Origin of the sequence: Oricola thermophila, assembly GCF_013358405.1 — a bacterium.
Classification (GTDB): Bacteria; Pseudomonadota; Alphaproteobacteria; order Rhizobiales; family Rhizobiaceae; genus Oricola; species Oricola thermophila.
The window spans coordinates 3,550,138-3,575,717 of sequence record NZ_CP054836.1; the positions used below are offsets into that span (position 1 = coordinate 3,550,138).

Here is a 25,580-nt window from a genome sequence, read left to right on the forward strand (position 1 = left end):
GGCTGGTCCGCCCGCAGAGCGGCAGGTCGGCTGAGGCGAGAGAACAGGAGCAACAAGACGATGATCGAACGAGACCGACAGACCCCGAAACGTGATGACGCAGACATGCAGAACAGGCGTACTCATTCCGGCCTGCAGGCTTTTGCGCCCTGGCTGCGCGAGACGCGCCAGCGCCATGAGGTACAACTTGCTGCCGACGAAGGGGACCGTGTCGACCACCATACATTGGCCATGCAGGCTTCCGACAGCCCGTTGAACGCGATGTATGCCGCAATGGGCCACAGCCAGGACTGCATCGCCAGGATGCGCCGCGGCCTGATCGTGACGTGCGACTGCGCCACGAAACCCGTCGACGATCCGGCGGTCGCCGTCGCGCTCGCGCTTCGCTACGAACGGTTTGCCCGTGCCGGAAAGGCGCGCTTTCCGCAATCCATCGCCCGGATGGTCGAGGCGGGGGCAGGAAGGGGTGACGAGGCTTGCCGGATGATGCTCGAGCGGCTGCATCGTCGGGGGCTGGTTGAAGATCCTGCGCGTGATGGCGGTTCGGATGCCAGGCCCGGGAGGCTGTCTTGAGCGAAGAGCGCCTTGCAACCTTCTTCCTGAGGCGGCTTCGCCACCGGGCAGGAGCCCAGGCACTCCGTCTTGCGGTCGCTGGCGGCATGCTGCTGCGCTCCGAGGTGAAGGTCGCCGCTGCGGCGATAGCGGTCTACGACGTCATCGTCGACGTCGTCACCGTGCCGCTTGCCGTCCTTCGGCGCAGGCTCGGGCTGCCTGCGAGGCTGCGTTCGGCAGGACAGGGCAGGGGGACAACAAGGTCAGGCGGTCGTCGCCTGGCGCCCTTCGCGGATGCCCCGATCGACATCGATCGCGAGCTGGAAGCGATCACGGCGGAATTGCGGGCCGCAAAGGCGCGTCGAGGCGGACGGAAGAAGGGGCGTGCCGCTGCCGCCGTCGACGGTCGCGGCAAGACTGCCGGGAAGGTCAGGGCATCGACAGAGAGGACAGGGACGGCGGGCGCGGAGGACAGGACAAGACGCGCGCTCTCGGCCACGGCGGAAATCGCCTCTCTGATGCGCGAGGAGACGGGATCCGGTGCCGCAAAAGACCCGGCAAGGAAAAGACGCTCGTCCCGCAAGCCTGCCGGGCGCCGTGGTCAACCGATCGACCCGGATCTGCGCGAACGCTTCGTGCGGGCCGTGCGCGCGTGCGGGCTGTCGCCCGATCCGGTCGACGTCGCGACGGTGCTGCTGCTGGCGCGCGCCGTCTCGCAAAGCGGTCTCTCATGGGAGGTCCTGCGGGAGCGTCTCGCGGCCCCGACGCCGATCGTCACGATCCGCTCGCAGGTCGCAGGTGTCGAGAATGCCCTGGTCCGGCTGCTGCATGACGGGGTGATCCTGCCGCGGGCAGTGAAGTCATATGGAGGCTATTCTTTCCACGACTACGGACGATACGTGAATCCCGACGGTCCGGATGAGGGGCGGCCGATCATCGCCTTCCGCAGCCGCGACCGTGCCTATGCGGAGAAAGGCGAAGACCTGGCGGTCGATGTCGCGCAGGCGGTCTCCTCGAACATGCCGATCCTCGCGATCGCGGAGGGAAAGCGCAAACTCCCGGCCGAACTTGCCGCTGCAACCAACCTCGACCTGTCCATCGGACCGCTCGATGCGTGCATTGTCGGTCGGGTGATCGAGGAAGTGATCGGAAACGCGGCCGTCGACCCGAATGAAGAGACTGATGCGGATGCCTGCGCGCGGATCGGCGATTGCTCGATGCTGACGCTGGCCGATCTCACCGCCGCGATCCGTCCGGGCGTCGGCCGGGATCATGCGATTGCCGCGCTGGCGCGGCTTGCCGAGCGACGCCGCGAGGATGCCGCCAATGAAGACGAGAACGATGACGGCATCGGCAAGGGCGGCAGCTCCTGGTCGCGCCGCGACGAGGGTTCGTCGGGCAGCGAGCTGATCAAGCCGGAAGAACCGCCCGCACCCGGTAGCAGCAGGGACGGGCAGTCCGGACCCGACAGGGTCGGCAAGCCGCCTGCTGCCGGGCCGTATCTCGGTCTCGAGACCCTGTCCGGATATGGCGAGGCCGCGGACTGGGCCCGTGGGGTGAAGCATGATCTTGCGCTCTGGCGCGAGGGAAAGCTCGACTGGTCGGCCATGAGCACCCGCATCCTGTTGTCGGGCCCGCCGGGCACGGGCAAGACGACCTTCGCAAGGGCTCTTTGCAACACGCTGCAGATCCCGCTGCTCATCACCTCCGTCACGACCTGGCTGGAACCGGGCTATCTCGGCTCCGTGATCAGGCGCATGAAGCTGGCCTTCGAGGAGGCGGAGAAGAAGAAGCCCGTCATCCTGTTCATCGACGAGATCGACGCGCTGGGCAGTCGCCAGTCGTTCGACCGCGAGCACGCCGACTACTGGAACTCGGTCGTCAACAGGGCGCTCGAACTGATCGACGGCGCAAAGGAACGCGAGGGCATCATCATGGTCGGCGCGACCAACAGGCCCGAACAGCTGGATGCGGCTTTGCTGCGCTCCGGCCGTCTCGAGCGCCATGTCCGGATCGGATTGCCGGATACGGACGCCCGCATCGGCATTCTTGCACATCACCTGGCAAGCGATCTCGTCAACGTGCTGGCGACGGCACCGCCCGCGAAACCGACAAACGTCGATGACCACGATGACACGGAACCGGAAAGCGGAGCCGACGGTAGGAATGCCGGATCGAGTGCCGCCGAGGCGCTGCGAAGGGAGGTGGCCAGGCGCCGGGGATGGCGCGGACGGATCGGTGCGTGGATCGGCAGAAGAGGATCGGGATCGGACAGGGGAGCAGGACGAACCGATGAATGAAGCTGCAGCACTACGAGAACGATACCTGGCAAATGCGGCCGCGACCGCGGAAACGCTGCTGCGCCGTCTTGCATTGAAGACGGCGGGCTTCTCGGGCGCCGATATCGAGCGGCTGGTCAGGGAGGCCCGTGCCATGGCGCGCCGCGAACAGCGGCCGCTGTCATGGACGGACCTGGAACGCCTGCTCGAAGCCGGGCGGCCGAAGATCACGGATGGCCTCCGGCGTCGCGCCGCGATCCACGAGGCGGGCCACGCGATTGTCGGTCACCTGCTCGGCATCGGTCGCATCCGCAGTGTCGGCATCGCGGTCACGTCAAACGAGGCCGGGCATGTCTGGTCCGAGGAGACCACGGCAGATGAGCAGGTCGAGCCGCGCCTCATGGCCCGGCTTGCCGTCCTCTTGGCGGGCCGTGCGGCCGAACGCGTCATTCTGGGCACGGTCTCGGCGGGGGCGGGCGGGGATCATGACAGCGATCTTGCCCAGGCCACGAAACTTGCCGCCGACATCGAGACGGTCCTCGGTCTTGCACGAACACGGCCGCTGCTTCATCGGCGCATCGAGCCGTTCATGCTGCTGGGGGGACAGGCGAAGGGGCTGGTCCGCCGCATCGACCGCCGTCTGCGCCGGGCCGAGAGACAGGCATGCCGCATCGTTCGCGAAAACCGCGATGCCGTGATCGATCTGGCCGCACGGCTGCTCGAAGTGGAGGTGCTGGAAGGCGAGGATCTACACAGGCTGTTGCCGGAGAGAGAGGGAAGGGGTGGTTCCGTTCCATGACTGCAATCCGGTCGTCAGCCTCCTGGCCGCAACCCGAAACAGGTTGCGGGGAAGTCGTCTCACCTTGCCCGCAAACCGATTCAATTTGTGCTCTTTCGATTCCGGACTACGGTCATTCGATTCGGTGCCCGGGAAATCCGATTCAACACGCGTGAACAACGATTCCGTAACGGAGAATTCCGTTACTGGCACAAACGGCGTTTGCGCGGGCCGGGGTCCGCGGCAAGGGCGGCGGGTCCGGCGGCAGGCGCAAGGGTGCGAGAACGGAGGAACGAGGAGAGCGGCATGGCGCAGTCACGCGAGGAACGGCTGAGGCGGCAACGCGAGCGGCAGCGGGAATACCGCAGGCGGCTGCGCGCGGCGCGCAAGCCGTCGCGCGACGACATCGCCCGGGCGGCGTTGCACTGGGCGATCCGCGAGACCATGCAGGATGAGCAGCAGCTCGACCGTCTCGGGGACCGTGTCATCCCGATCCTGGTCGCCCAGGGCTTCGATCGCAAGAAGTGCGACGAGGCATTCGACGAGCTCGTCGAGCGCTACAGGCGTGGCTGGGACTTCCAGCGCAGGTTCCCGGAGGACGGGGACAACGGCAAAGACGTAGTCGGCGGGACGAAAGACGGGGCTACGTAATCCGCAAGAGTGAGCCGCCGAACGGCGAGAACAGGTGTGGTGAAGCCAGCGATAGGGGCGGCGAGATGTCGTGATCCGGAAGCGGGGAGGGGAGGCCCCGAACCGGAACCGTGGTGCACCGCGCGGGAAGGAAGGCTGTCAGTCACCATGTGCCCGGACACGCGAGAACAAGTCGAGGTGCCTTCATCTGCCGGATCTTGCCACCTGACATGGTCTATGCCCGGTGTCCTGCCGTCCGGAATGATGACACCTGGGCGATCGGATGCCGCCCTGATCCCGATCCGGCATCGGTCTGTTATGTCCGTGTCCGGGCCAAATGCCCGACCTCGGTACAAACCGCGTTTGCCCAACGGAAGGTTTGTTCTCCCCGTTACTCCATGTAACGCCGTTTGCAGCTGAATCGGGGGCGTTGGACGTGTGCAAAAAGTTTTCGCGCGATTTGGGGAGAGGGCCGGAGGCTAATATTCACTGGTCATCAGTATCCTGATTAGGTCTGGCGCCCTTGGAACACAGTGGCAACTGAATGTGCCGATAGGCACACACGATACCTCAAGACTTATGCCCACCCTCTATTTTTAGTGGTGTGACGCAAATCTTGATGTGTGTTGCGACCAAAAAGTCGGCTCAGGAACGCCTCGCATCGGTTTCACCAATCTCGATCTCTAATTTATGAGATTGCAGCCAGTTCGAGAGAATCTCAGTCGTGGTGCGAACCTGATCTGGTTTGCGCAATGAGCACTCCCATATAGTCGCCACGCGCCATCCGTCTTCCAGAAGCTTCCTGTGAACCGCCTCATCTCGCGCGACATTCGCTTCGAACTTCGCTCGCCAGAATTCCGGGCGAGTCGACGGGGTGCTCGTGTAGCGACAACCCTCATGACGATGCCAGAAACAGCCGTGCACTAAGATCACAGCGCGGTGTTTAGGAAGAATAATGTCGGGTCGTCCGTGAACTTTTCCGGAGTGAAGCCGAAATCGGAAGCCGCACGCATGCAAAGCCCGCCGAAGAGCCAGTTCCGGCTTTGTGTTTTTTCCCCGGATTCCCGCCATCATGCGTGATCGAGTCGGCTTGTCCACGATATCGGTCATGTTCGGCCTGGTCTTCGTTCTTGAACCTAGTATACAGCAGTCGATTGAAATCCATCAGGAGACCGATTTGGCTCCCACTTTCGGCATTGTCGATCTGTTTGCAGGTCCAGGCGGACTCGGCGAGGGATTCGCTTCCCTCGTCGAGGACGATCATGTGCCGTTCCGGATCGGCATTTCGGTTGAGAAAGAGGCCTCGGCCCATCGTACACTGACTCTGCGCGCGTTCCTACGCGAGTACCAGGCGCGCCATGGCAGCTTGCCGAAACAGTTCATCGATTTTCATGCAGGGGAAATTGCTGAACCGGACTGGTCGGAAGTCGATGCGTCTGCCTGGCGGTTGGCCGTCGAGGAGGCCCGCGGTCTCGAGCTCGGCACCGAGGCCGCAGCAACAGCGATTGATGCCGCCATCGAGAAACTGAAGTCGGGGTACGACGATGCGATCCTGATAGGCGGCCCGCCGTGTCAGGCTTACTCCCTCGTGGGTCGGGCCCGGTCGAGGGGCATGGTTGACTATGTCCCGGAGAAGGATGAACGGCACTATCTGTTTCGTGAGTACATCAGGGTGCTCGACAGGCTTCGGCCGGCAGCCTTTGTGATGGAAAACGTCAAGGGCATGTTGTCTTCGACGGTCGAGAGCCGGCTCGTGTTCGAGATGCTGATGGAGGACCTTGCTTCCCTCGGCAGTGGCCATGGCCATCAATACGAACTCCGTGCCATTCGGGTCGAAGACGGGCAGGTCAGTCTGCGGGAGGCGATGCGACCTTCTGACTTCGTTGTGCGTGCCGAAGAGTTCGGGGTTCCGCAGCGGCGTCACCGGGTAATCATCGTCGGGATCAGGTCCGATCTGGCGGCCAAGGCGGCCGGAGCCAGCATCGCCGTCTCACAGCGGGCGCGAACTGTCAGTGACGCGATTGGTACGATGCCGCGCTTGCGGAGTGGCATCAGTCGCGGGGCGGCGGACCGCGCAGCAGACTGGCGGCAGGAGGTTGTCGATGCTGCGAAACTGCTGACGCGTATCCATGCCGATAAGGGAGATGGGCCGCTCCGGGAAGCTTTTTCCGCGGTTGCAAAGCGAATGAAAAAGGAAGCCCCGGGTAGTCGGGCGGACTCACGTCTACCCGAGAACTACGGCACTTCGAACGATGAACTGCTACGTTGGCTTGAGCGTCCTCAACTGCGCGCAATTGCTCAACACGAGACACGTGGTCACATGGTCTCAGATCTCGGTCGATACCTGTTCGCGAGCGTGTTCGCACAGGTGCGCGGCTACAGCCCGAAGGCTGCGGATTTCCCTCTGGAGCTGAGCCCAGATCACAGAAACTGGCACACCGGCATCTTCAACGACCGCTTCAGGGTCCAGTTGGCCACTGAAGCCTCAACCACAGTCACGAGCCACATCTCGAAGGACGGACACTACTTCATCCACCCTGATCCGGTACAGTGCCGCAGCTTGACGGTGCGAGAGGCCGCCCGGCTGCAAACCTTTCCAGATGACTACCTGTTTCTCGGCAATCGTACCCAGCAATATATCCAAGTCGGGAACGCGGTGCCGCCGTTCCTAGCACGACAGATTGCCAAACTGGTTTTGAAGAGTGTTGGAGGGGGAACGGAACATGGCTACACGATATCGAGTTGATAGTGCGATGATGACCGCTTCGCAGTAAGAATTGGTGCGTGGGTGTAGCGATTTGAGAGAACTTCTTCTAATCGACAGCGGTAATCGTGTGGCATCCTTTCACCCACAACAATCATTTTTATGGCTTTTGGCGGATATTTTCGGAGTATCGGCAAGTCATCTGTCCGGTTGGTCTGTACAAGCAGACGTCTTTCGCGTTCATAGCTCCATTCAACAGGTTTCGCGCCAAAGGCGTTCCGCCAGATTTCATGCATCGTTTTGACTGCTTCAGCGCCGGCCTCTTTGTAATCCTCTGCTCCTGGAGGTAGTTCCGTCCTTCCGTGGGATTCGCTGGCTCTCGCAGCTTCGTCCATAGCAGTCTGGCAGAACCAGTCTTGATCCCAAGCTATCCCGTAAACCAAGCTGTCCACGATGGGTGGTTTTTTCAGATAGGCTACATCGAACAGGTACCCCTCGGGATCAGCATTTGCGATCAGCTCTTCGTCGAATACGATGCAGAACCCGCGGAGACCGCCCCCATAGTGGGACCACATCAGCAAATTGTCCTGTTCGGACCCGAAACAGGCAATTCGAATTCCTTGTCTCATTTCGAAAAATGGTGGTGCATAATCTTTGCACTCGTCAAAATATTCCTCGGCATTTTCTGCAAAGATCTCGTCGGCAAGCAGTTCATCGACAGAGTCTGATGGAAAACCCCAAGCTTCAGCGGCAGCAAGGTACCTTTCCGGTTCGACCTTTGGATCGGGTATGCCCTCGCAGATCCTGCTCCAGAATTCGAACGGGTCATTGTAAGCTGAGTAGTGCTGACAGAAAATCACCCCGTTCTCCAGGTTTTGGAGAGCGTACTCGGTTGGGCCGCTGAATTTGTACAGCAGCTTCGCGCTCGCCTCAGTTTGCATTGGCTTTCGCGTCAGTTGAAAAGCCTTGGTCCTGAAGCTTCTTGAGTGCGCTCATGGCGATGGCGCATTGCTTCTCTGAAGGCATCTTACTCGGGATCGCGGCACAGGTTTCCAGAACGCCATTTTCTCGCGGTGACAGCAGGCCGCGTTCCCGCGCCCAGTTTCTCGCTTCCGCCCAGAACGCTGCACCGAGCCTGTGCACTTCAAGTTCGGCCTCGACACTGGTCTCGACAGCCTTTTCTGCACGTGCCTCTCTCTCCCGTTCATTGGCTAGGTCCGGAGAAATCAGAACGCGATCGAGTTCTTCGGGGTAGGTGAGTTCCCGATCTTCCAACCTCTTCCAGCAAGCCTGCTTCTTGGCCCATTCGCTGAAATTGCGAACGCCCTCGGGCGGATGAGTGATGATATCCTGAGCTTCAGCAGCGGCAATCAACAAGGCCGATTTCAGCTCAATGGGAACATCCTGTTTCCGCCAGACCAAATCCAGATCGACCACCATATCCCGCTCCTCTATGTCGTGGACGAGTTTGGCGATCGCGTAAGTCACGATGTTCGCGCGATAGCCGCCTTCGTACCATTCCGCGCCGGAAACCAGTTTTTCGGTTGCTCGAAAAATAATTGCCTTGGCAATCATTCGCTTGAACCAAAGCTCGTCGAAAGAGGCCCCTTCAGATCCCCATCGCTTGCCGATGTTCTTGGCGAACTCAGCGAAGTTCTTTTGCGCGCCGAGGCTGACGACATGGGGCAGGCATGCCCAGGTATTCTCGAACTTGGCGAGATCAGTCTTCGTGAGGAATTGGGAACGTGGAAACTCGGCATCGAACTTTTTGCGCTCGGCAACGGTCCTGCGACCGCGTTCGTCGGCATACTGTCCCCTCGCGCGCTCGTAGAACCATTTTGTATCCCGATACCCGCCTTCGCCACGCGCCAATACCTTCCGTGACAACTCTTCGGTCCGGATATGGAATGGATGGTTGGCGAAAAAGTCTGCTGCGTTAACCTTGTTCTGGCTGTTCGCATATTCAGAAATGCGCGGGACCACGACTTCCGACTGTTCACGAGGCACAATGGTGAGCTTCATCTGAACATGAACCTGTTCGAGCTGCTCGGCAAATGCCTTGCGAGCCGCGTGCAGAGAGGCCGTGGTCTGACCGCCATTGACGATTTGCAGGTTGTCCGCTCGAACCAGTTGCAGCCCGCGATCGGTTTGTTCCGTCTCGATCGCGTCTGCTGTTGCGCTCAAGCCATTGTTGTAGGAGAAAAACATGTGAGGTTCATCGCGGATCGTGTCCCGAATGCCCCGATTCACCTTGCCGCGTGCCTGAAGAAAGCTTCTGACGTTGGCTTCAAGAAGGCGTGGCCCCCATTTGTCGTAGATGGCCGCCAGCTGTTTTCCGGGAATGACCGCGAGATAACTTTCGAGTGCGTTTTCGGTTGCAGATGCCTCAAGGAGTGGCACACCGCCACCGAAATCCTTCTCGAAATCGATGGTCAGGTTTGCTCGTGCCTGGCCTTGCTCCATGTACTGTTTGAGGCGTTTCAGGTCCCAGACGCTGAGCGTGACCGGTCTGCCATCGAGGTTCTTTACGGTCGCCGCGTCGGCGCGGGCACGAAAGTCCGCATTGGTCACGATGATAAGTTTGACTTTCTCGACACCCTTCCAAGTCGTGGCGATGAGGTCGGCCACGCCGAAGCCCGCACTTGTTTCCTCCAGTTGCGCCCGGAAGTCGGCTTTCAGGCTGGAAACAAGGAACCTGTAGAGACGCTGCAGAAGGCGTTGGATTTGCTCCTTGTTCTGCACACGCATCTCGTTGGTGAGCTGGAAGTCGCACAACACCAGGCTCAGAACACCATCGCCATCCCTGGGGTCTCCGCCGTAGCCGTCGATCCGCATGGGCCTGCTGGTGCCACCCCCCTCGTAATATGCCCTGTTGGCACCGTCCAATTCACCTGCTTCAGTAAGCAGATCGCCAACCCTCTCGAAGAACGCCTCGACCGTGACAAGGCCAAGGACGTCCGCATCCCCCTGGATGTCGGCAATAAGTTGATGATGAAATTCTTCCAGGTCACTCATGATCGAATCCTTTCCGGATCACGTCGATCAGGTCGCCATCCAGTTTGAATGGCTCGCATGCATCGAGGGAGATGGAATATCGAACGTTCTCCACGCCATTTTCGAGAGGTGACGCAATGCGGGGAAAGCCCCCCTTTACCTCGTAGTCGTTTGCAGTTCCAAGGAGCCATCTTCGGTCATCGTAGTCGTTCTCGGGGTCATATCCCGTTGAACCAAGCGTTTCCTCCCACGCTTCGAACGCCGCGCCTTCCGCTTCGAACATGTCTGCCGTCATTCGCACGTGATCGTGCAGGCTCTGACCTTCCGGCAGGACGGCTGACGCAACATTCACGACTCGCAGGTACAAGCGGTTGCCCTGGACATCTGCCAACTGGTCCTCCGAAGAGATTGACACGAAGGGTTTTGCCGCCACCCGCCTTGCCTTGACCTCTATACAGCTACCGATGAACTCGAAATCTTTCGCGGAACAGGTCGGCCCGGTCCATGCCTCGATTGCGGTCTCAGGGCCGAAGGCGGACACCAATTCCCGAAGAAAAGCCAACTCGCCAACCAGCCCCCGCTGTTCTTCAACTGACAACCCATTGGCCTTTCCCCCGCGCAGAAGATGATACCAGCGTCGTGTGCGCTGCAGGGCCCTGGAGAGCGCTTCGTTACGATTCGCGCCTGCTTCTCCTGCTTCAACCACATCCCTGCAAAGGGTTTCGAATATCTGGACCTGGCTTCTTTCCTTGAGGCCGAGAACGAATGCAGACCCGCCTGAAACAGGCCGGAAGGACGTGACAAGGTTCTTCAACTTGGGCAGACGCGGAAGTGGTTGGGGCAGCTCTGGAAGCCTCAGCATCAGGCCGGGCATGCCCGCTTCTAGGACCACCCAAAAGAAATCGAAGCGGCCCGCGACATCAACCCGTTTGGCTTCGCCCGAGCCTAGTTTTTCCCAAGGGTCAAGAGGTTTCAAGGGCAGCCTCCAGGTCATCATCTTCGTCTTCATCACCGAAGAGCTCGCGGTAGCGCACTGCGTTCACCACGTACTCGACCCTCTCGGCCGGACGCGAAGACACAGGAAGGCTTAAACCCCACGCTACCACCGGGGCGGCGGGAATCAGGCTGGCTTCCTTGGCGTCTTCCTTTCCATCTGGGGCCTTGGCCTTTACGAAATGCAAGATGAACAAGCCACGATCTCGTTCCCGCCGGTAGATCGAGTCGGGATAATTCACGCGCTCGCCAGCTTCTTTCCCTTTCTCCTCTCGATAGCGTGCCTCCGCTGCATCAGCCTTCAGTGGATCAACACCAGCCCTCTCGACGCCTCGCGATGCTACGCGCATTCGCTTGCCACTGAAGGACAGGAACTCATGTTTCAGGTCGTGCAAATCGACATAGCGCGTCGCGGGCACGATTGGTTTGCCCAGCGTTGTGTCCGGTTCGCCCTTGGCGAGACTTGGAATGAGTACATCCCAGGTTTTCAGTTCGTCTGCACTTCTTGCCCGGATGTAACTGCGAACCGGGCCCGGATCAGTGGTCAGGCTTTGCTCTGCGTTCCTCCAGCCCGCGAGGAATTCGTCTATGAAATCGACCGGTACGCCCCGGATCAGTGTTCCCCAGCGCGTTTGCTCTTCTTCCTTGTTTGCCTCCACCAACTTCGAGACAAGCGATCTGGCTGCGTCGACATTTGCGGAAAGATCAGCTGGTTTGATGCTGACTTTCGATGTTTCGACAAACTTGTTCGATAGACCCACAAGCGTCGTTACCTTGGTGCTTGCTCCCATCTTGTTGCGTGCAGTCACAAGCAAAGATGCGGGATGACTGCGGACGGCAAGGCCGAAATCCCGTGGAGTGGCTTTGGCCGTCTCCATGTCGTGGATTTCGGCATGCAGTTCTTCTGTCGCATTTGCGATGAATGCGTACCAATCTATGGCTTCCGCCGGCATCCAGATACGGCAAAGGTCCTCGTATCCGGTCCGATAGCCGAACCAACGCCCCATCTGCATCAGCGTGTCGTACATCTTTGTATTGCGCAGGAACCAGGTAACCGTAAGCCCTTCGAGTGTCAGGCCGCGAGAAAGTGCAAATCCACCAACTGCGATGTATTTTCTGCCTGGTTTGCCGCGGACTTCTTTAGGGTAGTCAAGGACGTCTTTCGACTTGCTGTTCACCAGAACAACCTGCGCGGAAGCTATTGTCTCATGCAGCGCATCCTGAATCTCGCTCCATGACGAATGACACGTCTTGAACTCGGCTTCCCAGACATCCTTCAGGGCTGCAATTTCCGGGTCTGCAAGTCCCTTCGGGCCGGTCGCACCATTGATTCTAACCGCATTCTGGATTCTTTGAAGTACTTCATGGAGCCTGTTTCTGAGCTGCTCTTGAACCGGATTGCGAAAGCTCGCATTCACCAGCATCGAACAGTGTTTGTGTTCTTGATTTCGCAATTTCCGGATGGCAGCGGTCAGCAAGAATGCGCGAACGGCTGTCACCAAAGAATCGGGCAAAGCCTCAACAACAAAATCCTGCGGATGCTTGACAGGAAGCACATCTTCGTTGTCGTCAATGTACCGCAGCCAGGTCGGATCTTCGTCATCGGGTAATCCTTCAATGAATACCTTGTTGCCTCCGAAGTAATTTGATGGTGCATCAAGGCCAATGATGAAGTCCTTTGGAAACAGATCCTCCGCCAGCATTTCATCATCTTGGTCTGGGTCGATGAAGATGTTCGCGAATGGCGTCGCAGTGTATCCGACATAGCAACTCCTGTGGAATGTATTTAAGAGTTCTCTGATCAGTCGGTTCGTAGTAGTGACTTCCTCCTTGTTGTACTTAGTATTGATCGAGGCGTTGTCTGCTTCGTCGTCGATGAGCAGCATTGGCTGGTCGATCATCTCGCTGTCACCGCGAGCACTATTGTCTTTCAACCATTGCAGGAGGTTTCTGAGGGTTGAGGAATTTTTCTTGATCACGAGAACGACCGGCACCTTGTAGGAGTCGATCTCGCTGGTGTTGGTTGAGGCTGTCGCCTTGTTGAAGTCTCGAAGCGTATTGGTAAGACTGACTGGCGTTTTGTTCGGGTCGAAGTGGCCAACGCCGATGATGTGCCTGTTTGGACCCTTCCTGGTTTCTTGGGATTTCCCGGTGTCGCGGCCGATGAAACCTTCGTCGATCCGTGCCTGCGTCTGGTTTCGAAGGTTGTTGTGGATGCCGGCAATGACGATGATCAACCGGTAACCGGCATCTGCTGCCTTGCAGATCAAACCGGTATAGTTAGCGGTCTTTCCGCTTTGAACGTGGCCAACCACCATGCCGCGTCGATCCCAAGGCACATGTTTGGAAGGGTTGCCGAGACGGCTGAGGATCGTGTCGGTTACCTTGTCCAATGAAATCACGACGTCTTTTGGCAGGCCGTTTTGCAGGAGCAGTTTCTGGTAGCGGTTCCAGTAGAATGGCTCGATGTTCGGCTTGGCGTCATCCAGCCATGGTTCGAAGCCCTCACCATCCACAACCGCGCCAAGGCCTGCCTTGATCCCCTGCTTGTGCTCGATTTCGCGTGCAATCTGTTCGATCTCGTCATCGCCGAGACTCGGAGCAACCGCAGCCGAGACACCACGGATCATCGAGCGCAATTCGTCTTCGGTTTTCCGAGGCTGATTGAACAGGCCCATCTCGACCATGTTCTTTACTGTCTCGATCGCTTCTCTCATGAAACACGTGTCCTCAAAAAGTCATCCAGTATCTGTGCGGCGGCTTCCCAGCGAACTCGCAGGAAGGGATTGCTCTGCAGCGTGTCCGGCAATGCTTCGGCTGCCACGCCGTTTTCCATCAGGGTTGTTGCGAGCGAACAGACCAGCACTTTCAGGTCGTGTTCCGATGTCTCATCAGCCGTTACGGCTTCTGCATTCCCGACAAGTTCTGCGTGCAGGGTCTCGATCGGCAATCCGGCCCCAACGATGCGAAGACAGCGTTCGAAACCTTCGCGCAGGCCCTCGGGCAGTTGCTCGGCATAGCTTCTAAAGATCGGATGTTCCAAGTTGGGGCGAAAGACGATCTGCCCATCCTTCTGCACTCGATTCCAGATTGGAAAACGCGTTTCATCGACCAACCTTTGGCCGCGGCTTCGGTAAGTGCGTTTGGACGTTCCGACGAATCTCTCGACTACCCTCTTCAGACGTTCGCGCACTACAGGCGGTAGCTGTGCTGAAGCCTTCTTGACGTCAATCCTCCACTCCGCATCCATCGTGTTCGGGATATCGACAGCGATCCGGCAGAGTTTCGTGAGTTCGGTCTGGCGAGCGAGTCCCAGCCATCCACCGGCGATGATGAGTCGATCCTCGCGATAAACGTAGAGCCCTTGCGATTTCAGGTGTCCTTCCGGACCGCCGATCTCATCCCATTCTTCTTGGCTCATCCGTTTGTGATGTGGGAGAGTGTGGCACCTTATCACGACGTCACCTTGACGCAGTCGAAGGATCTCTTCCGGATCCTTCTGCGTTGCCGCATGTGAGGATGCCATGGGGTCGATGGGTTTCAGCCGACGACCGTTCAATAGCAGTTTCACCCGTGGTTTGGTCCCTTCCAGAAAGCGATGGAATACGAGCCGCAGGTGGCGTTCTGCGCGGGAAAACTCTGAATTCATGTATTCGGCGCGCTTGCCACGGTCATGTGTATAGCCGCCGCTCAAACGGTCGAGTTTTTCCCACACGACGACAGTTCCGGTTTCTGGAAGAAGATGATGCCCTTTCACGAGTTCGGGGTTGTCGATGAGTTCGAGGCTCCACTCATTTCGCTGTGCAATGCGATCGAGATCCCAGCGTGCACATGATGTTTTGCCGTTTCGCCGTGTCAAGACTGTCAGGCATCTGCACTGCGAAAAGCTCGCGCTTTTCAAGCCGAGACCAAAGCGACCAAGGTCTTTGGCGGCCCTTTTGTGGGTAGGGTTCTTGGAGCCCAACCGCATCGCATCGATCAGTTCCGCCTCCGTCATGCCCGAACCGTCATCGGCTATCGCAATCCAAGCTTCGTCAGCCGCGGTATCGGCGATCAATGCCACCGACTGGGCGCCAGCAGTGATTGAGTTGTCAATTATGTCTGAAAGCGCGGTTTCCAGACTGTAGCCGAAATCCCGGTGGCCCTCGATGAGCGAAGTCGCGTATGGGGTAGCATCGACTTCTCTGGTAGCTAACTCTCTATACGGTTCACATTTCATGGAAATACTTTTGGCTTATAATTCTTGAGATTAAGCTACTAACGTCGGAATTCGGTGTCTGGCCTAATTTTGTGCATGTCTTGGTGTACCTGTCGCGTGCGAAGTCTTGATATTTTCATTAATGGTCGAGACTCGTTCAAACCCAGAAGGCTATGAGCGTGGCAAGGGCGACAGCAGACATGAAGTTGTGTGCCAGCTTGTCGTAGCGCGTTGCAACGCGACGGAAGTCCTTGATGCGGCAGAATGCATTCTCGATCAGGTGACGATCGCAGTACCGGCGTTTGTCATAGGCAATCGTGCGCTTTCGGTTGACGCGACCGGGAATGACCGGAACCGTTCCCTGTCTGCGCAAGGCACTTCGCAGGGCATTGGCATCATAGCCCTTGTCGGCGAGGGGGTAGCGAGCACCATTCAGTTGCGACAGTAGCGCCGGGGCAGCTTTCATGTCGGAGACGTTACCGGGCGTGAGGGCAAAAGCGGAAGGCCGCCCAAGCACGTCAGTCAGGGCATGGAGCTTACTGGTTTGGCCGCCGCGTGAGAGGCTGATATCCTGCGCTTTCGCCCCCCTTTACCGCCATGGGCCGAGCGATGTGCCTTGATATAGGTGGAATCGATGGAAGTGCTTCTTGTTATCGCGCCGGCACCAGCCAGGGCCTCGACCAGGCCTGTCCAGAAACGGCTGCGTGACCAGCGGTTGAACCGGTTGTAAATCGTCGTCGCGGGACCGTATTCCGGCGGGCAGTCGCACCAGCGGCATCCGACCTTGAGAACGTGGATAATCCCCGAGACAACGCGCCGATCATCGACACGCCGCGCGCCGGGCTGGTTCTTCGGCAAATGCGGTTCAGTCGCTGCCCATCCAACATCGCTCAGCCAAAAAAAAGCCTGCTCATTGTCATCTCCAGAAAAGCCTCTGCAGGTTCTGAATCTGATTTGCGCAGACCACTCAATAGGTTGATTGGGTTTCAACCCTAGAGTCCGCCCCAACTTGAGGACGGACAATGAAGCGAATGAGATTTACGGGCGAACAGATTGTCGGCATCCTGGTTGAGCTAAAGGCTGGCGCGAAGTGCGCAGACCTATGTCGCAAGCACGGCATGTCGTGAGGGAGCTTCTATAACTAGAAGATCAAAAGCTCGGCGGCATATCAGTGTCGGAAGCGAAGCGGCTGAAGGCGCTTGAAGCCGACAATGCCAAGCTCAAGAAGCTGCTGGCCGAGCAGATGCTGATCTTGGCGGCGATGAAGAAACTCTGATTTCAAAAAAAGCGGTGACACTTGCCGTGAAGTGCGATGTGATCGCGCGCCTGAGGTCCGTGCTCTGGCTCCCGGAATGTCGGGCGCGCCGGATTGTCGACTCGGATCATCTTGCGATCCGCGTCGATAGCGGCAACAATCTCAGTTTTCTCGAAGCGTGCGGGCAGGAAATATCGTTTTCCGGCGACACGTTTCCTAGCTCCGTTGACCATCGAGAATGCTATGCGGGAGGATGCTATGCGAAAGACCATGTTTCTTTTGACCTTCATGTCCCTGGCCGCATGTGCCAGCACGGAGGAAAGTACGGATGGCGGGATCTTGGACGGTGCGGAACTCACAGCCTTTTTCGCCGGGAACAGCTATTCCTACTTCGGACCAGGTAACAAGAAACTCGCCGAAATCTCGTATGATGCGGACGGGACCATACGAAGCACGTTGATGAGGGACGGCAAGACCTATTCAGGCAACTGGTCTGTCCGCGGCGATACTTACTGCACCTCGTACGAGTATCGCCCCGACCTTCGGTGTTTCCAGGTGCGCGCTACCGACACACCGGGACGTTTCGAAGATCTCGCCAATGGCAAAGTTGACGGCTATTTCGTGAGATAGGGGGCGGATGAAAAGCAGCCCCGACCTTCAATTTCGGCCGATGCCACGCCAGTTCGACGGTTACCCGGGCTCAAATTCTTCTCGCTACCGCTTAGCGATCGTCGGCGACAACTGACCGAGATTTCGCGCTTTCGGGCGAAGCGGCTGCGATGCTGCTCGTGGATGCAGATCCTGATACCGGGCGACGGGTTGCGGCGCTGCAAAGCTTTGCGATGTAGGGTAAGTGATACGAGCCACCAGCAACGCGGTTCTGTTGCATAGGCAAACGAATACCCAAACGCAGGTCGTGTTACTGGCCCTAACAGCGTTTTCCGGAACGCGGACGGTGTGCACAATGTCCGACCTTGGAACGTCGCGAAAACTTTTCGCATCGCCCGCAAACGCATTTTCCCAAGCGATTTCAAACAGATCCTTGATATCCGTGTATCGCCCGGTGTACACCTGCGTGTATCGTTTATCCGGCGGTGTTGGCCCAGTCATCGCCGGAAATGCGGGAAATGGCCGGGTATGGGGGAGAGTCCCTCCCTCTCCGCCAGCGGGTTTCCCACCCTGATACCGGTGCATTCGCCAATCCTGGTTGATTCCGGGTCCTCGTGACGAGGATGACGGTTTCATCGGCGGCAGCTCATGTCTGCGGCACGTTGCGTGACCGATGCAGCCATCCGTTGTTTCCTGCGCTGCCGCAAGGATGTCGTCGCCCGCTTGGCCGGCTGAGGGCTGGATGGGCCGTACCGGAACCGGGGCAGGACAGTCCTCGCGTTTCAGTTTCCCGGGGCTATGTTGCGTGTCGTGGAAAGTCCCTCGAAGACCAGATCCCGGAACCGCATTGCCAGGGGGCTCATGGGCTGCCCCTTCAGGGAAACGAGATGATAGGGATTGATGATGATCGGCTCATCGGGACCCAGGGCCACGAAACGGCCATCGGAATCGCCGGGCGCCACGAGATCCGCCACCTCCCGGGTGATCGGCGCGATGGCGTCCGTCGAGGTCAGATAGGCGATCATCACCAGCAGGGAGGTCGTGTTGACGATTTCCTCCGGAAGCGGCAGCCCGTAGGCTATGAAGGCTTCCTCGACAGCCTGGCGCATTGGCGTGTGCGGTGCCTGGATTACCCATTCCCAGCCGGCGAGATCGCTAGGCCTCAGCGCGTCCCTGGCTGAGAGCGGATGGCCGCGCCGCACCAGGAAGTGGATGACCTCGACGCGTCCGCGTCGCACCGAGAACTGTCGCGCGTCGGTGCCTGGCGGAATGCGCGAAAGCACGAAATCGTAGTCGCCGCGCAGCAGGCCGGCGATCAGCTCATCGCTCGGCGCGACATCGACATGGATGTCCGCGCCGGGGGCGGTGCGCTTCAGCTGGCGTATCGCCGGCACGACGAAGGCGACGGCGCCGCCGGTCACCGACCCGACCCGGACCGTGCCGGCGCGCCCCGTCATGGCCGCATCGGCCTCGAACAATGCCTGGTCCACCCCCCGCAAGAGGCTATTCGCGTTTCGCGCCAGGATCTCGCCGACGGCCGTCGGCGTCATTCCCTTGGGATGCCGGACGAAGAGAGGCGTGCCGACCAGCCGTTCCATCGACGCGAGCATGCGCGAGGCGGCGGGCTGGGTCATGGCCAACCGCTCCGCGGCCAGTGCAAGCTGGCCGGTGTCGGCGATCGCCTGGATCAGCCGGAAGTCCTTCAACTGGAGACGGTTGGCGAGATTGATCATGAATCTGCATATCAAAAACGATATGCAGATTGTCAATCTAATTAATTGAAATGCTATCCGCATGCTCCGTACCGTCCGGTCAGGGCCTGACCGGTCCGAACTTGCAGTCACCGGCCAGGAGGAACGGACGGTGGCACAGCCACATTTCTGGGAGGATTTCATGAGGAAACTGGTTTCTCTGCTGGCCGCCTTCGCGCTCGGCGCCGGCATGCTGGCCACCCCCGCGTTCGCGCAGGAAAAGGGCACGGTGGGCATCGCCATGCCGACGAAATCGTCGGCCCGGTGGATCTCGGACGGCAACTCGATGGTCGAGCAGTTCCAAGCCGCCGGCTACGGCACCGATCTGCAATATGCCGAGGACGATATCCCGAACCAGCTGGCGCAGATCGAGAACATGATCACCAAGGGCGTCGACGTACTCGTGATCGCCGCGATCGACGGCACCACGCTGTCCAACGCGCTTGAAAACGCCGCGGCGGCCGGCATCAAGATCATCGCGTATGACCGCCTGATCCGCGACAGCGGCGATGTCGACTACTACGCGACCTTCGACAATTTCAAGGTTGGCGTGCAGCAGGCCAGCTCGCTCGTTCAGGGGCTCGAGGCACGCTTCGGCGACGTGTCACCCTGGAATGTCGAACTTTTCGGCGGCTCGCCGGACGACAACAATGCCTACTTCTTCTATGATGGCGCGATGAGCGTGCTCCAGCCGCTGATCGACGACGGCAGGATCGCCATCGTTTCCGGCCAGATGGGCATGGACACGGTGGGTACCCTGCGCTGGGACGGCGCCGTTGCGCAGGCCCGCATGGACAACCTCCTGTCGGCCCACTACACCGACAAGCAGGTGCACGGCGTCCTGTCTCCATATGACGGCCTGTCCATCGGCATCCTGTCTTCGCTCAAGGGCGTCGGCTACGGGTCCGGCGACCTGGAAATGCCGATCGTGACCGGCCAGGACGCCGAAATTCCGTCGGTCAAGTCGATCCTCGCCGGCGAACAGTATTCGACCGTCTTCAAGGACACCCGCGAACTGGCGCGCGTGACCGTGGGCATGGTCGATGCCCTGCTTCAGGGCGGAGAGCCGGAAATCAACGATACCGAGACCTATGACAACGGCGTGAAGGTCGTTCCTTCCTATCTGCTGGAACCGGTGTCGGTCGACGCTTCCAACTGGGAGGAAGTCCTGATCGGAAGCGGTTACTACACCATGGACCAGATCAAGTAACATTCTCCCGAGAGAGCACGCTTCCTCCCGCCGCCATTCGCGGCGGGGGGAGGCATCCGATGCGATTTGCCGAGTCAGGTTCGGACATGACCAACCTTCTTGAAATGCGAGAGATCACCAAGGAGTTTCCCGGTGTCCGGGCACTCGACGGGGTGAGCCTTTCCGTGCGCACGGGCGAGATTCACGCAGTCTGCGGCGAGAACGGTGCCGGCAAATCCACCCTGATGAAGGTCCTGTCAGGCGTCTATCCGGCAGGCAGCTTCGACGGCGAGATCGTCTTCGAGGGCGAACCCGTCGCGTTCCGCGATATCCGCGACAGCGAGAGCCGCGGCATCATCATCATCCACCAGGAACTGGCGCTTGTGCCCCAGCTCTCCATCGCGGAGAACATCTTCCTGGGCAACGAATGCGCCCGCGGCGGCGTGATCGACTGGCGCGAGACCAACAACAGGACCGAAGCCCTGCTGGCCAAGGTCGGCCTCAGGGAGGCGCCGACGACAAAGGTCGATAGCCTGGGCGTCGGCAAGCAGCAACTGGTCGAGATCGCCAAGGCCCTGTCCAAGGACGTCAAGCTGCTCATTCTCGACGAGCCGACCGCAGCCCTGCAGGAAAACGACAGCCGCAAGCTGCTCGATCTGATGCTGGAATTGAAGTCACAGGGCGTCACTTGCATCGTCATATCGCACAAGCTCGGCGAGGTTCGCTACGTCGCCGATACCGTGACCGTGATCCGCGACGGCATGACGGTTTCCACCCTAGATGCCTCGAAGGGCCTGAGCGAGGACCGGATCGTGCGCGACATGGTCGGCCGTGAAATGACGCAGCGGTTTCCGGAACACGCGCGGCGGCCCGGAGACGTGCTGCTCGAGGTCGAAAACTGGAACGTCTGGCATCCCGAACATGCCGACCGGCAGGTCATCAGGAACGCCTCCTTCAACGTGCGGCGCGGCGAGGTTGTCGGAATCGCCGGACTTATGGGAAGCGGCCGGACCGAACTCGCCATGTCGATCTTCGGGCGCAGCTACGGCCGCAACATCACGGGCAGCGTCCGCCTGGCAGGCCGTCCTGTCGATGTCAGCAGCGTGGACCGGGCAATCGGTTCCGGCATTTCCTATGTCACCGAGGATCGCAAGTCGCTGGGCCTCGTGCTCGATGAATCCATTCGTTTCAATACCACGCTTGCCCATCTCGAGTCGGTTTCCTCCACCGGGATACTGAATCACAACGAGGAAACCCGGGTCGCCGAGAAGTTCCGCGACGCGCTGGCAATTCGCACGCCCTCCGTCTTCCAGAGAACGGTCAATCTCTCGGGCGGCAACCAGCAGAAGGTCGTTCTGGCGAAGTGGCTGAACACCACGCCCGAGGTGCTCATCCTCGACGAGCCGACCCGCGGCATCGACGTCGGCGCGAAATACGAAATCTACACGATCATCAACGAGCTGGCTGCCGAGGGAAAAGGCGTCGTCATGATCTCGTCGGAAATGCCCGAGCTCATCGGCATGTGCGACAGGATCTACGTGATGAACGAAGGCGCGCTCGTCGGCGAACTCGCCGCCGCGGAAGCCAGCCCCGAGCGGATCATGTCGCTCATCGTCAACGAGTAGGGAGGCCAAGTTGGCAATAGCGCAAAGCGACACTATCGCCGAAAACGTCAAGGACGGGGGTAAGGGCGTCCGGGACTACCTGTCCTCGCATCTGCGCGAATACGGCCTGCTTTTCGCGCTGATCGCGATCATGGTGTTCTTCCAGCTGGTGACGGACGGCACGCTGCTGCGCGCGGTCAACATCACCAACCTGCTGCTCCAGAACAGCTATATCGTGATCATGGCGCTCGGCATGCTGATCGTTATCGTGTCCGGCAATATCGACCTGTCGGTCGGCTCGGTGATGGGGTTCATTGGCGCGCTGGCCGCCGTGATGATCGTCAATTACGACCAGTCGGTGCTCGCGACGATCGCGGTGTGCCTGCTGACCGGGGCGGTGATCGGCGCGGCGCAGGGATACTGGATCGCCTACTGGCGGATCCCGTCCTTCATCGTCACCCTGGCCGGGATGCTGGTCTTCCGCGGCCTGTCGCTCTGGCTGCTCGAAGGGCAGTCGGTCGGCCCGTTCCCGCGCGAGTTCCAGGTCATCGCCAACGGATTTGTGCCGGATCTCTTCCCCGCCGGGCTCGGAACGGGTCTCGCCGACCTGTTCGGCGTGCGGCAGGTCAACGTGCTGGCCCTGCTGGCGGGCGTTGCCGCCGCGTGTGCGCTGGTCTGGATCGGCCTGCTCCAGCGCGCCCGCAACCGCGCCTACGGCATCGTCGACGAGCCGCGCAGCTTCTTTGTCGCACGCAACGCCATCGTGGCGGCGGCGATCGTCTTCATCACCTACAAGCTCTCGACCTTCCGCGGCCTACCCAATGTTCTGATCACCATGGGCATACTGACCGTCATCTACGCCTTCCTGACGCAGAACACGGTGATCGGGCGGCGGGTCTACGCGCTGGGCGGCAACGCCAAGGCCGCGAAACTGTCGGGCATCAAGACGGAGCGGCTGACCTTCCTGGCCTTCGTCAACATGGGACTGCTCGCCGCCGCCGCGGGGCTCGTCTTCGCGGCGCGGCTCAATACCGCCACGCCCAAGGCCGGCTTCGCGCTCGAACTCGACGTGATCGCGGCAGTCTTCATCGGCGGCGCCTCGATGTCCGGCGGCGTCGGCACGATCGTCGGCGCCGTGGTCGGCGCCTTCCTGATGGGCGTGCTCAACAACGGCATGTCCATCATGGGCATCGGCATCGACTACCAGCAGATGATCAAGGGCCTCGTGCTGCTCGCCGCGGTGGTTTTCGATGTCTACAACAAGCAGAAGCAGGGCTGACACCGTGTATCCATTCCGCGTTTCCCGAGGAAAGCCATGAGTTTCAAGCCGGCCGCATGGCCCCGCAAATTGCGCTCGCAGGAATGGTTCGGCGGTACCGGTCGCGACCAGATCTATCACCGGGGCTGGATGAAGAACCAGGGATTCCCGCACGACGTCTTCGACGGACGGCCCGTGATCGGCATCCTCAACACGTGGTCGGAACTCACGCCCTGCAATGCGCATCTGCACGATCTTGCCGAGCGCGTGAAGCACGGCGTCTACGAGGCCGGCGGGTTCCCCGTCGAGGTTCCGGTCTTCTCGGCGGCCGAAAGCTCGTTCCGGCCGACGGCCATGATGTTCCGCAATCTCGCGGCCATGGCCGTCGAGGAGGCGATGCGTGGTCAACCGATCGATGGCGCGGTGCTGCTGGTCGGCTGCGACAAGACCACGCCGAGCCTGCTGATGGGGGCGGCGTCCACCGACCTGCCTTCCATCGTGGTGACCGGCGGTCCCATGCTGAACGGCTATTTTCGCGGCGAGCGCGTCGGGTCGGGTACGCATTTGTGGAAGTTTTCGGAGGCCGTGAAGGCCGGCGAGATGACCGCGGAGGATTTCCTGGAGGCCGAGGCCTCGATGTCGCGGTCGCCCGGCTCGTGCAACACGATGGGCACCGCGTCCACGATGGCCTCGATGGCCGAGGCCCTCGGCATGGCGCTGTCGGGCAACGCCGCCATACCGGCCGTCGACAGCCGGCGCCGGGTGATGGCGCAGCTTTCGGGCCGACGCATCGTCCAGATGGTCAAGGACGACCTGAAACCTTCCGACGTGATGACCAAAGCGGCGTTCGAGAATGCCATCCGCACGAACGGCGCAATCGGCGGGTCGACCAATGCCGTCATCCATCTCCTCGCGATCGCGGGCCGGGTCGGCGTCGACCTGACGCTGGACGACTGGGACCGGTGCGGCCGCGACGTGGCGACGATCGTCAACCTGATGCCCTCGGGCGAATACCTGATGGAGGAGTTCTTCTATGCGGGCGGCTTGCCGGTCGTGCTCCGGCATCTCGGCGAATCCGGCCTCTTGCATCGCGATGCGCTGACGGTTTCCGGCATGTCCATCTGGGACGAGGTCAAGGATGCGGTGAACCACAATCCGGACGTGATCCGTCCCGTGGACAAGGCGCTGACCAGGCAGGGCGGCATCGCGGTGCTCAAGGGCAACCTGGCGCCCGGCGGCGCGGTGATCAAGCCGTCCGCGGCATCGCCGCACCTGCTCAAGCACCGCGGTCGTGCGGTGGTGTTCGAGGACATCGACGACTACAAGGCGCGCATCAACGACGAGGGGCTCGATGTCGACGAGACCTGCGTGCTCGTGTTGAAGAATTGCGGGCCGAAGGGCTATCCCGGCATGGCGGAGGTCGGCAACATGGGGTTGCCGCCGAAGATCCTGAAGAAGGGCATCACCGACATGGTGCGCATTTCGGACGCCCGCATGTCCGGAACGGCCTACGGCACGGTCATTCTGCACACGTCGCCCGAGGCTGCGGTCGGTGGACCGCTCGCGGTCGTGCGCGACGGCGACATGATCGAACTCGACGTCGAGGCACGTCGGCTCCACATCGATCTTCCGGAGGCGGAGTTGAAGGAACGCATGGCGCAATGGACGCCGCCGACGGAACAGCCCGAATCGGGCTACGCTTGGCTGCATCAGGCCCATGTGCAGGGAGCCGATACCGGCGCTGACCTCGATTTTCTCAGGGGGTGCCGCGGAGCGCCCGTCGGACGGGATTCGCACTGATGAGCATGAAGGTCGCCCTCGTCGGCATCGGCAAGATCGCGCGCGATCAGCACGTGCCGGCGATCAACGGATCGAAGGACTGGGAACTCGCCGCGACGGTCTCCCGCCACGGCAGCGTGGACGGGGTGGAGGCATTCGCCGACCTGGACACGCTGCTTGCGGAACGTCCCGACATCGAGGTCGTCTCGCTGTGCCTGCCGCCGGTGCCGCGCTTCGACTACGCCGTCGCCGCATTGAGAGCGGGCCGGCATGTCATGCTGGAGAAACCGCCGGGCGCGACCGTTGCCGAGTGCCACGCGCTGGAGGCCATGGCGCGCGAGGCCGGCGTATCCGTCTACGCGACATGGCATTCTCGGGAAGCCGCCCAGGTGAACCAAGCCAGGGACTGGCTGAAAGACAAGCGTCTGAAATCTCTCAAGGTGACGTGGAAGGAAGACGTGCGGCGCTGGCATCCTGGCCAGGAATGGATATGGAAGGCCGGCGGACTCGGAGTGTTCGATCCCGGTATCAATGCGCTTTCCATCGTCACCGAGATCCTGCCCGACGCGATCCGCCTGACTGCCGCCTCTCTGGAGTTCCCGGAGAACCGCGAAACGCCGATCGCGGCATCCCTCGTTTTCGCGCATCCGCACGGTGCCGACATATCCGCGGTGTTCGACTGGCGGCAGGAGGGCGACCAGACCTGGATGATCGAGGCGGAAACCGATGACGGCGTGCTACGGCTTACCGAGGGCGGCGCCAGGCTGTCGATCAATGGCGAAACGGCAGCGGAACAGGATGCCGACGGCAATCCGCTGCTGGGCGAGTATCCACGACTCTACGCGAAGATGGCGAAGCTGGTGCGCGACGGCGGAATCGACATGGATCTCGCGCCGATGACGCTGGTGGCGGACGCATTTCTGCTCGGCCGCCGGGTCACGGTGGAGCCGTTCGAGGAATGAGCGGGGCCGGGGAGCCGCCGGGCAGGCCCGCCGACCGATGATCGC

19 protein-coding genes and 1 pseudogene are annotated in these 25,580 nt (G+C 60.4%); 12 read left to right on the plus strand and 8 right to left on the minus strand.

Features of this window, described 5'->3' with window-relative positions; all coding sequences use genetic code 11:
• Positions 1-60: 60 nt before the first annotated feature.
• The 4 genes from HTY61_RS17130 to HTY61_RS17145 all read left to right on the plus strand — a co-directional run bounded on the left by HTY61_RS17130 (position 61) and on the right by HTY61_RS17145 (position 4,260).
• The gene (locus tag HTY61_RS17130; RefSeq protein WP_175277940.1) at positions 61-573 is read left to right on the plus strand and encodes a hypothetical protein; all 513 of its coding nucleotides are present in this window, start codon (positions 61-63) and stop codon (positions 571-573) included.
• Positions 570-2,852, plus strand: a complete 2,283-nt coding sequence (locus HTY61_RS17135; RefSeq protein ID WP_175277941.1) for an AAA family ATPase — start codon at positions 570-572, stop codon at positions 2,850-2,852. The genes HTY61_RS17130 and HTY61_RS17135 overlap by 4 nt, the downstream gene beginning before the upstream one ends.
• Positions 2,845-3,630, plus strand: a complete 786-nt coding sequence (locus HTY61_RS17140) for an ATP-dependent metallopeptidase FtsH/Yme1/Tma family protein (protein WP_175277942.1) — start codon at positions 2,845-2,847, stop codon at positions 3,628-3,630. Before HTY61_RS17135 ends, HTY61_RS17140 begins: the two co-directional genes overlap by 8 nt.
• Before the next feature lie 285 nt (positions 3,631-3,915).
• Complete coding sequence (locus HTY61_RS17145) at positions 3,916-4,260, plus strand: hypothetical protein (RefSeq protein ID WP_175277943.1); 345 nt, start codon at positions 3,916-3,918, stop codon at positions 4,258-4,260.
• Positions 4,261-4,884: 624 nt separating this feature from the next.
• On the opposite strand, the gene HTY61_RS17150 is transcribed toward HTY61_RS17145, so the two are convergent.
• A complete protein-coding gene (locus HTY61_RS17150) occupies positions 4,885-5,349 on the minus strand; it encodes a very short patch repair endonuclease (RefSeq protein WP_175277944.1) in 465 nt (154 codons plus the stop codon).
• Here HTY61_RS17150 and HTY61_RS17155 point away from each other — a divergent pair.
• The gene (locus tag HTY61_RS17155; protein WP_246272845.1) at positions 5,312-6,985 is read left to right on the plus strand and encodes a DNA cytosine methyltransferase; all 1,674 of its coding nucleotides are present in this window, start codon (positions 5,312-5,314) and stop codon (positions 6,983-6,985) included. The two genes, HTY61_RS17150 and HTY61_RS17155, sit on opposite strands and share 38 nt — an antisense overlap.
• On the opposite strand, the gene HTY61_RS17160 is transcribed toward HTY61_RS17155, so the two are convergent.
• The 6 genes from HTY61_RS17160 to HTY61_RS17185 all read right to left on the minus strand — a co-directional run bounded on the left by HTY61_RS17160 (position 6,967) and on the right by HTY61_RS17185 (position 16,082).
• The gene (locus tag HTY61_RS17160; protein ID WP_175277945.1) at positions 6,967-7,884 is read right to left on the minus strand and encodes a DUF2971 domain-containing protein; all 918 of its coding nucleotides are present in this window, start codon (positions 7,882-7,884) and stop codon (positions 6,967-6,969) included. The genes HTY61_RS17155 and HTY61_RS17160 overlap by 19 nt on opposite strands.
• The gene (locus tag HTY61_RS17165; RefSeq protein ID WP_175277946.1) at positions 7,874-9,958 is read right to left on the minus strand and encodes an AIPR family protein; all 2,085 of its coding nucleotides are present in this window, start codon (positions 9,956-9,958) and stop codon (positions 7,874-7,876) included. Before HTY61_RS17165 ends, HTY61_RS17160 begins: the two co-directional genes overlap by 11 nt.
• Positions 9,951-10,913, minus strand: coding sequence for a PD-(D/E)XK motif protein (locus HTY61_RS17170; RefSeq protein WP_197945330.1), 963 nt, complete (start codon positions 10,911-10,913; stop codon positions 9,951-9,953). Before HTY61_RS17170 ends, HTY61_RS17165 begins: the two co-directional genes overlap by 8 nt.
• Positions 10,900-13,647 carry a Z1 domain-containing protein gene (locus tag HTY61_RS17175; RefSeq protein WP_175277947.1) on the minus strand — a complete coding sequence of 916 codons (2,748 nt, stop codon included), beginning with the start codon at positions 13,645-13,647 and terminating at the stop codon, positions 10,900-10,902. The genes HTY61_RS17170 and HTY61_RS17175 overlap by 14 nt, the downstream gene beginning before the upstream one ends.
• Positions 13,644-15,149 carry an ATP-binding protein gene (locus HTY61_RS17180; protein WP_175277948.1) on the minus strand — a complete coding sequence of 502 codons (1,506 nt, stop codon included), beginning with the start codon at positions 15,147-15,149 and terminating at the stop codon, positions 13,644-13,646. The genes HTY61_RS17175 and HTY61_RS17180 overlap by 4 nt, the downstream gene beginning before the upstream one ends.
• A 136-nt stretch (positions 15,150-15,285) precedes the next feature.
• A protein-coding gene (locus tag HTY61_RS17185; RefSeq protein ID WP_428978297.1) for an IS5 family transposase occupies positions 15,286-16,082 on the minus strand; the annotation gives its coding sequence in 2 pieces (ribosomal slippage) (positions 15,286-15,702 and positions 15,705-16,082; 795 coding nt in all).
• Positions 16,083-16,150: 68 nt separating this feature from the next.
• On the opposite strand from HTY61_RS17185, the pseudogene HTY61_RS19560 reads away from it, so the two are divergent.
• Together HTY61_RS19560 and HTY61_RS17190 are read left to right on the plus strand one after the other, a co-directional pair.
• A pseudogene (locus HTY61_RS19560) lies at positions 16,151-16,490 on the plus strand (transposase); the annotation flags it as partial.
• 151 nt (positions 16,491-16,641) lie between these two features.
• Entirely contained in the window at positions 16,642-17,013 is a 372-nt protein-coding gene (locus HTY61_RS17190; RefSeq protein ID WP_175277949.1) for a hypothetical protein, read from the plus strand.
• Positions 17,014-17,774: 761 nt separating this feature from the next.
• Here HTY61_RS17190 and HTY61_RS17195 read toward each other — a convergent pair.
• On the minus strand, positions 17,775-18,725 hold the full coding sequence (locus HTY61_RS17195; protein WP_175277950.1) for a LysR family transcriptional regulator: 951 nt from the start codon (positions 18,723-18,725) through the stop codon (positions 17,775-17,777).
• A gap of 160 nt (positions 18,726-18,885) precedes the next feature.
• Here HTY61_RS17195 and chvE point away from each other — a divergent pair, with 160 nt between their 5' ends.
• The 5 genes from chvE to HTY61_RS17220 all read left to right on the plus strand — a co-directional run bounded on the left by chvE (position 18,886) and on the right by HTY61_RS17220 (position 25,535).
• A complete protein-coding gene (gene chvE / locus HTY61_RS17200; protein WP_175277951.1) occupies positions 18,886-19,953 on the plus strand; it encodes a multiple monosaccharide ABC transporter substrate-binding protein in 1,068 nt (355 codons plus the stop codon).
• An 86-nt stretch (positions 19,954-20,039) separates the two neighbouring features.
• A complete protein-coding gene (gene mmsA, locus HTY61_RS17205; RefSeq protein WP_175278619.1) occupies positions 20,040-21,557 on the plus strand; it encodes a multiple monosaccharide ABC transporter ATP-binding protein in 1,518 nt (505 codons plus the stop codon).
• A 16-nt stretch (positions 21,558-21,573) separates the two neighbouring features.
• Positions 21,574-22,815 carry a multiple monosaccharide ABC transporter permease gene (gene mmsB / locus HTY61_RS17210; RefSeq protein WP_281367593.1) on the plus strand — a complete coding sequence of 414 codons (1,242 nt, stop codon included), beginning with the start codon at positions 21,574-21,576 and terminating at the stop codon, positions 22,813-22,815.
• Positions 22,816-22,851: 36 nt separating this feature from the next.
• Positions 22,852-24,594 (plus strand): L-arabinonate dehydratase, encoded by a 1,743-nt coding sequence (araD, locus tag HTY61_RS17215; protein ID WP_175277953.1) that lies wholly within the window; start codon positions 22,852-22,854, stop codon positions 24,592-24,594.
• Entirely contained in the window at positions 24,594-25,535 is a 942-nt protein-coding gene (locus HTY61_RS17220; protein WP_197945331.1) for a Gfo/Idh/MocA family protein, read from the plus strand. The genes araD and HTY61_RS17220 overlap by 1 nt, the downstream gene beginning before the upstream one ends.
• The last annotated feature ends 45 nt before the right edge of the window (positions 25,536-25,580 follow it).

Excerpts from the sequence above, each read along its gene's own strand:
- HTY61_RS17130 (WP_175277940.1), top strand. The coding sequence starts at position 61 with ATGATCGAACGAGACCGACAGACCCCGAAACGTGATGACGCAGACATG.
- HTY61_RS17140 (WP_175277942.1), top strand. The coding sequence starts at position 2,845 with ATGAATGAAGCTGCAGCACTACGAGAACGATACCTGGCAAATGCGGCC.
- HTY61_RS17145 (WP_175277943.1), top strand. The coding sequence starts at position 3,916 with ATGGCGCAGTCACGCGAGGAACGGCTGAGGCGGCAACGCGAGCGGCAG.
- HTY61_RS17155 (WP_246272845.1), top strand. The coding sequence starts at position 5,312 with ATGCGTGATCGAGTCGGCTTGTCCACGATATCGGTCATGTTCGGCCTG.
- HTY61_RS17150 (WP_175277944.1), bottom strand. The coding sequence starts at position 5,349 with ATGACCGATATCGTGGACAAGCCGACTCGATCACGCATGATGGCGGGA.
- HTY61_RS17160 (WP_175277945.1), bottom strand. The coding sequence starts at position 7,884 with ATGCAAACTGAGGCGAGCGCGAAGCTGCTGTACAAATTCAGCGGCCCA.
- HTY61_RS17165 (WP_175277946.1), bottom strand. The coding sequence starts at position 9,958 with ATGAGTGACCTGGAAGAATTTCATCATCAACTTATTGCCGACATCCAG.
- HTY61_RS17175 (WP_175277947.1), bottom strand. The coding sequence starts at position 13,647 with ATGAGAGAAGCGATCGAGACAGTAAAGAACATGGTCGAGATGGGCCTG.
- HTY61_RS17180 (WP_175277948.1), bottom strand. The coding sequence starts at position 15,149 with ATGAAATGTGAACCGTATAGAGAGTTAGCTACCAGAGAAGTCGATGCT.
- HTY61_RS17190 (WP_175277949.1), top strand. The coding sequence starts at position 16,642 with ATGCGAAAGACCATGTTTCTTTTGACCTTCATGTCCCTGGCCGCATGT.
- HTY61_RS17195 (WP_175277950.1), bottom strand. The coding sequence starts at position 18,725 with ATGATCAATCTCGCCAACCGTCTCCAGTTGAAGGACTTCCGGCTGATC.
- chvE (WP_175277951.1), top strand. The coding sequence starts at position 18,886 with ATGAGGAAACTGGTTTCTCTGCTGGCCGCCTTCGCGCTCGGCGCCGGC.
- mmsA (WP_175278619.1), top strand. The coding sequence starts at position 20,040 with ATGACCAACCTTCTTGAAATGCGAGAGATCACCAAGGAGTTTCCCGGT.
- araD (WP_175277953.1), top strand. The coding sequence starts at position 22,852 with ATGAGTTTCAAGCCGGCCGCATGGCCCCGCAAATTGCGCTCGCAGGAA.
- HTY61_RS17220 (WP_197945331.1), top strand. The coding sequence starts at position 24,594 with ATGAGCATGAAGGTCGCCCTCGTCGGCATCGGCAAGATCGCGCGCGAT.